Below are 7,826 nucleotides of genomic sequence, written 5' to 3' on the forward strand. Positions count from 1 at the left end.
CTGCGGTCGTGCACCGATACGCCGAATCGTTTGTGTTCCACCATGATTCCGGATAGCGCGGCGAGCCTGCCGTGCAGCGCCACCGCGGCGTCGGCCAGCACCGGCACGATCGCGGCGGCGGCGTCGTTCTGGTGGTGGTCGCCGTCCGGGCCGGTCAGCTCGAAGCCGTGGCTGCCGGCATACCAGATACCCGGCAGCCCGACCCGATCTCGTACGTCGGCGAGATCGCGGCCGCTGAGCACCGCCACCGGACAGCATGCCGCCAACGCCCGCAACGCGTCCGCCGCGCCGGGCACCAGCCGGGCCGCGGCCGGGTCGTCGACGATCTCGGAGAGGGTGCCGTCGAAGTCGAAGAACACCGCCGGATGGCGCTTGGCGAGCGTCTCGTTGTCTAACAGGGTCCAGGCGTCGGGCAGCGCTGACATCGGCCGGTCCCCGGTGCGGACGCTGATCTGGTCCGGGCCGGCGACGACGACGTCCGCCCCGCGGGTGCCGGCCACCCCGCCCACGCCGATCACCAACGCGAACCCGTCCTCGCGGGCCGCCGCGACGCCGGCGTCGGTGTCGGCGACGACGACGGTCCGGCCCGGCCGGACCGCCAGCCGGCCGGCCGCCTCCATCAACGTGCCGGGCGCTGCCACCGCGGTACGCATCCCGGCGTCGGCCAGCCGCTCCGGCAGGGCGCACGCCGACAGGTCCGTGGCGAACAGTACCGCGTCGTGGCGACGCGGGTCGATGGTGATCGACACGCCCCTACGGTGTCACAGTGCGCGCCGGTTCGGGTGACCGCGTGCGCCGGTCGGCCTAATGTGAAGGGGTGAACCGCGCAATCCTGGTCGGCGTGGACGGCTCGCCGTCGTCGATCGCGGCGGCCGACTGGGCGGCCGGCGACGCGGCGCTGCACGGCCGACCGCTGACACTGGTGAACGTGCTCGCCCCGCCGGTGGTGACGGCCTTCCCGGCGGCCCCGATTCCGGCCGGCTACACCGAGTGGCAACAGGAGCAGGGCCGACGGCACCTGCGCGGTGCGCTGGCCGTCGCCGAGGGCCACGTCGGTCCGGCCGGCCCGCTGCGGGTGGACGCCGAGACGGCGGTGGGGCCGACGGTGCCCACCCTGGTGGATCTCAGCGAGAGCGCGGCGCTGTTGGTGGTCGGCCGCCGCGGGCACGCCCGGCTGCGCCGCGGCCTGCTGGGCTCGGTGAGCTCGGCGGTGGTCCGGCACGCGCACTGCCCGGTGGCGCTCGTCCACCACGAGCACCCGGAGCGGCCGCGGCCGGCTGAGGCTCCGGTGGTGGTGGGCATCGACGGCTCGCCGGTGTCGGAGGCGGCGACGGCGCTGGCATTCCGGGAGGCGTCGCGGCGCGGGGTGGAGCTGGTCGCGGTGCACGCCTGGCGCGACGCCGACCTGTTCGACTTCCCCGGCCTGGATCCGGCGGCCATGCGCGCCGACGGCGAGCTGGTGCTGGCCGAGCGGTTGGCCGGCTGGTCGGAGCGCTACCCGGAGGTGCCGGTGCGCCGGGCGGTGGTCGGCGACCGGCCGGCCGAGGCGCTGGTCGAGCAGTCCCAGTCGGCGCAGCTGGTGGTGGTCGGCAGCCACGGTCGGGGTGGTTTCGCCGGCATGGTGCTCGGGTCGGTCAGCCTGGCGGTGGTTCAGTCGGCGCACTCGCCGGTGATCGTCGTGCGGGGTGCGCCGGCGGCGTCATGACCGCCGATCACACATGGGTCAGCTCTTGGTCGGGACGGCGCTCTGGCACCGGCGGCACCGGTCGGGTGCGTACGTGCTGCGGCCACCAGAACCACTTTCCCAGCAGCGCGGCGATCGACGGCGTCATGAACGACCGGATCACCAGGGTGTCCACCAGCAGCCCCAGCCCGATGGTGGAACCGACCTGGCCGATCACCCGCAGGTCGGAGACGAGCATCGACATCATGGTGAACGCGAACACCAGTCCCGCGGAGGTGACCACCGAGCCGCTGCCGCCCATCGCGCGGATGATGCCGGTGTTCAGCCCGGCATGTACCTCCTCTTTGAACCGCGCCACCAGCAGCAGGTTGTAGTCCGAGCCGACGGCCAGCAGGATGATCACGCTCATCGCCAGCACCATCCAGTGCAGGTTCAGCCCGATAACGTGCTGCCAGATCAGCACCGATATCCCGAACGAGGTGCCCAGTGAGAGCACCACGGTGCCGACGATCACCGCCGAGGCGATCACCGCGCGGGTGATCAGCAGCATGATGATGAAGATCAGGCAGAGCGAGGCGATCCCGGCGATCACCAGGTCATAGGCCGAGCCGTCCTTCATGTCCTTGAACATCGCCGCGGTGCCGCCCAGATAGACCTTGGCCCCCTCCAGCGGGGTGCCCTTGAGCGCCTCGTGCACGGCGTGCTTGATCGGCTCGATGTGGCTGACGCCCGCCGGGGACATCGGGTCGCCCTCGTGGGAGATGATGAACCGCACCGCGTGCCCGTCCGGCGACAGGAACATCTTCATGCCGCGCTTGAAGTCGGGGTTGTCGAACGCCTCCGGCGGCAGGTAGAACGAGTCGTCGTTCTTCGAGTCGTCGAAGGCCTGGCCCATCGCGTTCTGGCCGTCGAGCATCTTCTGCATCTGCCGCTGCAGCCCGTCCATGGTGGACTGCATGGCCAGCTGCTTGGTCCGCATGTCCTTCATCGTCTCGATCATCGGCGGCATGATCTCGGTCATCCGCGGGATGAGCACGTCGAGCCGGTCGATGTCGGGCAGCACCACCTCGAAGTCCTCGCTGAGCTGGTCGATGCCGTCCATCATGTCGAAGATCGACCGGATCGACCAGCACATCGGGATGTCGTAGCAGTGCGGCTCCCAGTAGAAATAGCTGCGGATCGGCCGCCAGAAATCGTCGAAGTCGGCCAACTCGTCGCGCAGCTTCTGGATGTCGCTGAGCATGACGTGCATCTTCAGGTCCATGTCGTGGGTGGCCGCCGCCATCCCGCGGGTTACGTCGAGCATCTGCTCCATGGAGTCGACGGCGACCTGCATGTCGTCGCCCATCTTCAGCATGTCCTGCATCCGGTCCAGCATGTACTGCATATTCAGCTGCTGGGTGGTGCCCTGCATGCTGATCTGGAACGGGATGGTGGTGTGCTGGATCGGGGTGCCAAGCGGCCGGGTGATCGTCTGCACCCGGCCGATGCCGGGCACGTCGAAGACCCGCTTGGCGACCCGGTTGATCACCAGGAAGTCGGCCGGGTTGCGCAGGTCGTGGTCGGCCTCGATCATCAGCAGCTCCGGGTTCATCCGGGCCTGCGAGAAGTGCCGGTCGGCGGCGCGGTATCCGACGTTCGCCGGGACGTAGCCGGGCAGGTAGTTGCGGTCGTTGTAACTGGTCTTGTAGCCGGGCAGGGCGAGCAGCCCGACCAGGCAGACCGCGGTGGTCGCCACCAGCACCGGCCCCGGCCAGCGCACGATCAGCGCACCGATCCGCCGCCAGGTGCGGATCCGCATCGCGCGCTTGGGCTCCAGCATGCCGAACCGGCTGGCCACCGAGACGACGGCGGCGCCGAAGGTGAGCGCGGCGGCGACCACCACCATCATCCCGATCGCCAGCGGGATGCCCAGCGACTGGAAGTACGGCAACCGGGTGAAGTGCAGACAGAAGGTGGCCCCGGCGATGGTCAGGCCGGAGCCCAGGATCACGTGGCCGGTGCCGTGATACATGGTGTAGAAGGCCGACTCCTTGTCCTCGCCGACGGCGCGGGCCTCCTGGTAGCGGCCGAGCAGGAAGATCGCGTAGTCGGTCGAGGCGGCGATGGCCAGGGTCACCAGCAGGTTCACCGCGAACGTCGAGAGCAGGATGACGTTGTAGTAGCCCAGCACCGCGATCACCCCGCGGGCCGCGCTCAGCTCGAAGACCACCATGCCCAACACCAGCAGCACCGTGGCGATGGACCGGTAGACGAAGAGCAGCATCACGATGATCACCACGAAGGTCAGCGCGGTGATGATCTTCAGGCTGTGGTCGCCGGCGATGTCCTGGTCGGCGTTGAGCGCCGCGCCGCCGGTGACGTAGGCGTGCACCCCCTCGGGGGCGGGGGTGTCGGCGATGATCTTCTGGACCGCCTCCACCGACTCGTTGGCCAGCGTCTCGCCCATGTTGCCGGCCAGGTACACCTGCACGTAGGCGGCCTTGCCGTCGGGGCTCTGCGAGCCGGCGGCGGTGAGCGAGTCACTCCAGAAGTCCTGGATGTGCTCGACGTGGATGTGGTCGGCGGCCATCTTGGCGACCAGCTGGTCGTAGTAGGCGTGCGCGGCGTCGCCGAGCGGTTGGTCGCCTTCGAGCACCACCATCGCCGAGCTGTCCGACTTGAACTCGTCGAAGACCTTGCCGATGCGCTTCATCGCGATCATCGACGGGGCGTCCTTGGGGCTCATCGAGACCGCCCGCTCCTTGCCGACCTCGTCGAGCTGCGGTACCGCGGTGTTCACCACCACGGTGAGCGCGACCCAGGCCAGCATGATCGGCAGCGCGAGCCGGCGGATCCACTTGGCGATGCCGTTGTGGCCGCCGTGGCCGGCGGACGCGGCCTGCGGGATGGGCGGGATCACCCCGGTCGGGGCGTCGGAGTCGCTGCTCATGCGGACTTCACCAGGCAGAAGGTCTGGGCGAGCACGCCGCTGGTGATCCGCTCGTCTTTGACCACGCCGTCGACGGTGATCCGGCAGCCGATGGTGGTGCCGTCGCCCTGCGCGACCACGGTGGGGCTGACCGCCGGGTCGGTGGTCGACAGGGTGAGCGACCAGGGCAGGCCGACCCGGTCCTGGCGCTGGGGCTGGGCATCCAGGTCCAGGTAGTTGACGTCGGCGTAGGTACCGTTCGGGCTGAAGACGTCATACACCACGACCTTGGGGTTGAAGGGCTTGGTGTCCTCGAACGGTTGAGCGGTATTGGCGTTGTCGTCGCCGCCGAAATACCCGCGCACCCGCGCGACCGTGAACGCGCCGGCGGTCACCACCAGCGCGACGACCAGCGGGAGCCAGGTGCGTCTGAGGACGCCGAGCATCGCAACCCCTGTCCTCTCGCGTTCCATCGGAGCCGTAACCTTGCTGATGTAGCAGGTTAGCGGATCAAACTTTTTTCGTCACGTCGTGTGCGTTATGCGGAGACGCGCGTCCCGTCGGCCGATGCCCGGCGTGAAATCCGAGCCCGACCTGGGCGAAGCCGGGCCCGCCCCGGTGCCGGGCTCGGCCCGGGCGAGCGGGTCGGGTATGGCGGGCCGCACACGGTGTCGCCAGATGTGGCGGGCCTCACGCGGTGTCGCCGGATGCGAGAAGAACGGCCCTGGGCATCGGGCGAATCAACGGCACCGAACATACGTTCGATACACTCGTCGGATGGGCTGGGGTGACGGCCCGCCCAGCTGGGCGGAGATGGAGCGGGTGCTGGACGGCAAGCCGCGCCATGCCGGCGGCGCCACCCCGGGGACGTTGTCGACCGCCCGGCGCGACGACGGCCCGGCGTGGTCGCACAAACGCGGACGGTATCAGCCGCCCGACGATGATCGGAGGGGCCGGTCGTTGGTGCCCTACGCCGAACTGCACGCCCACTCGGCGTTCAGCTTCCTGGACGGGGCCAGCACCCCGGAGGAGTTGGTCGAGGAGGCGGTCCGGCTGGATCTGCGCGCCATCGCGCTCACCGACCACAACGGGCTGTACGGGGTGGTCCGGTTCGCCGAGGCGGCCCGGGAGCTGGGCGCCGTGGGGCAGGAGATAGCCACCGTGTTCGGCGCCGAGCTGTCGCTGGGCGGGGCCGATTCGACGCGCACCGATCACCCGGACCCGCCCGGCCCGCACCTGCTGGTGCTGGCCCGCGGCCCGGAGGGCTATCGCCGGCTCTCCCGCCAGATCGCCGCCGGGCACCTGGCCGGCGGCGAGAAGGGCCGGCCGCGTTTCGACCTCGACACCCTGACCGACGCCGCGGACGGCCACTGGCAGATCCTGACCGGGTGCCGCAAGGGCCATGTGCGACACGCGCTGGACACCGGTGGCCCGGATGCCGCCGCCGCGGCGCTGGCCGACCTGGTGGACCGGTTCGGGCAACGGCGGGTTGCCGTCGAACTGACCCGGCACGGTCACCCGTGCGACGACGAGCGCAACGCGGCGCTGGCGGCGCTGGCACCGCGCTTCGGGGTTCCGGTGGTGGCCACCACCGGGGCGCACTTCGCCGGGCCGTGTCGCGGCCGGCTGGCGATGGCGATGGGTGCGGTGCGCGCCCGCCGGTCGCTGGACTCCGCCGCCGGCTGGCTGGCCCCGCTGGGCGGGTCGTATCTGCGCTCCGGGACCGAGATGGCCCGGCTGTTCGCCGCGCAGCCGCAGGCGGTGCCCGCGGCTGCCGAGCTCGGCGAGCGGTGCGCGTTTCCGCTGGCGCTGATCGCCCCGCGGCTTCCGCCGTTCGCGGTGCCGCCCGGACACACCGAGGACAGCTGGCTGCGGCGGTTGGTGATGACCGGTGCGGGGGAGCGCTACGGACATCCCGAGGGCACGACGCGGGCCCGGAAAGCCTACGCCCAGATCGACCACGAGCTGGAAGTCATTGCCCAGCTGAGGTTTCCGGGCTATTTCCTGGTGGTGCACGACATCGTCGAATTCTGCCGACGCAGTGACATCCTGTGCCAGGGCCGGGGATCGGCGGCCAACTCGGCGGTCTGCTACGCCCTCGGCGTCACCGCGGTGGACCCGGTGGCCAACGAGCTGCTCTTCGAGCGGTTCCTGTCGCCGGCCCGGGACGGGCCACCCGACATCGACATCGACATCGAGTCGGACCAGCGGGAGAAGGTGATCGGCTACGTCTACGACAGATACGGTCGCGACTACGCCGCCCAAGTCGCCAACGTCGTCACCTACCGGGGCCGCAGCGCGGTACGGGACATGGCCCGCGCGCTGGGCTACTCGCCGGGGCAGCAGGACGCCTGGAGCAAGCAAGTCGGCCGGTGGGGCGGGCCCCCCGACACAGAAGGCATCCCCGATCCGGTAGTGGAGCTGGCGGCCCAGATCGCCCACCTGCCCCGCCATCTGGGCATCCACTCCGGCGGCATGGTGATCTGCGACCGGCCGATCGCCGACGTCTGCCCGGTGGAGTGGGCGCGGATGCCGGGCCGCAGCGTGCTGCAGTGGGACAAAGACGACTGCGCGGCAATCGGTTTGGTCAAGTTCGACCTGCTCGGCCTGGGGATGCTCTCCGCGTTGCACTACGCCAGGGACCTGGTGGCCCAGCATCGGGGTGTCGAGGTGGACCTGGCCAAGATCGACCTGTCCGAGCCGGCGGTGTACGAGATGCTGTCCCGCGCCGACACCGTCGGGGTGTTCCAGGTGGAGTCGCGCGCCCAGATGGCCACCCTGCCGCGGCTGCGCCCCCGCGAGTTCTACGACCTGGTGGTGGAGGTGGCGCTGATCCGCCCGGGGCCGATCCAGGGCGGGTCGGTGCACCCCTACATCCGGCGCCGCAACGGCGTCGACCCGGTGGTCTACGACCATCCGTCCACCCAACGAGCGCTGCGAAAGACGTTGGGGGTGCCGTTGTTTCAGGAGCAGTTGATGCAGCTGGCGATCGACTGCGCGGGGTTCTCGGCGGAAGAGGCCGATCAGCTGCGCCGGGCCATGGGGGCCATACGATCGGTGCAGCGGATGCGCCGGCTGCGTGAGCGGTTCTACGACGGCATGCGCGAGCGGCACGGCGTCGCCGGCGAAGTGGCCGACCGGATCTACGAGAAGCTGGAGGCGTTCGCCAACTACGGATTCCCGGAGAGTCACGCGCTGAGCTTCGCGTCGTTGGTGTTCTACTCGGCGTGG

The 7,826-nt window shown here is 70.3% G+C and carries 5 protein-coding genes; 2 read left to right on the plus strand and 3 right to left on the minus strand.

Annotated elements, in window-relative coordinates; translation table 11 throughout:
* The coding region (gene otsB, locus AC2VNT_RS02220; RefSeq protein ID WP_486945300.1) for a trehalose-phosphatase at positions 1-749 on the minus strand (749 nt) is incomplete at its 3' end.
* 68 nt (positions 750-817) lie between these two features.
* On the opposite strand from otsB, the gene AC2VNT_RS02225 reads away from it, so the two are divergent.
* Positions 818-1,705: a universal stress protein gene (locus tag AC2VNT_RS02225; protein ID WP_486945301.1), complete on the plus strand. Its 888-nt coding sequence runs from the start codon at positions 818-820 to the stop codon at positions 1,703-1,705.
* Positions 1,706-1,712: 7 nt separating this feature from the next.
* Here AC2VNT_RS02225 and AC2VNT_RS02230 read toward each other — a convergent pair whose 3' ends face one another.
* Together AC2VNT_RS02230 and AC2VNT_RS02235 are read right to left on the minus strand one after the other, a co-directional pair.
* Complete coding sequence (locus AC2VNT_RS02230) at positions 1,713-4,616, minus strand: MMPL/RND family transporter (RefSeq protein WP_486945302.1); 2,904 nt, start codon at positions 4,614-4,616, stop codon at positions 1,713-1,715.
* Positions 4,613-5,041: an MmpS family transport accessory protein gene (locus AC2VNT_RS02235; RefSeq protein ID WP_486945303.1), complete on the minus strand. Its 429-nt coding sequence runs from the start codon at positions 5,039-5,041 to the stop codon at positions 4,613-4,615. The genes AC2VNT_RS02230 and AC2VNT_RS02235 overlap by 4 nt, the downstream gene beginning before the upstream one ends.
* A gap of 331 nt (positions 5,042-5,372) precedes the next feature.
* Between AC2VNT_RS02235 and AC2VNT_RS02240 the strand changes: the two genes are divergently transcribed.
* Positions 5,373-7,826 (plus strand): error-prone DNA polymerase (locus AC2VNT_RS02240; RefSeq protein WP_486945304.1); only part of this gene is annotated, 2,454 nt, incomplete at its 3' end.

It is taken from the genome of Mycobacterium sp. TH-M15, from assembly GCF_057473705.1.

What these genes read in the sequence shown, in the direction of transcription:
- AC2VNT_RS02230 (WP_486945302.1), bottom strand. Translation starts at nt 4,616, where the DNA reads ATGAGCAGCGACTCCGACGCCCCGACCGGGGTGATCCCGCCCATCCCG.
- AC2VNT_RS02235 (WP_486945303.1), bottom strand. Translation starts at nt 5,041, where the DNA reads ATGCTCGGCGTCCTCAGACGCACCTGGCTCCCGCTGGTCGTCGCGCTG.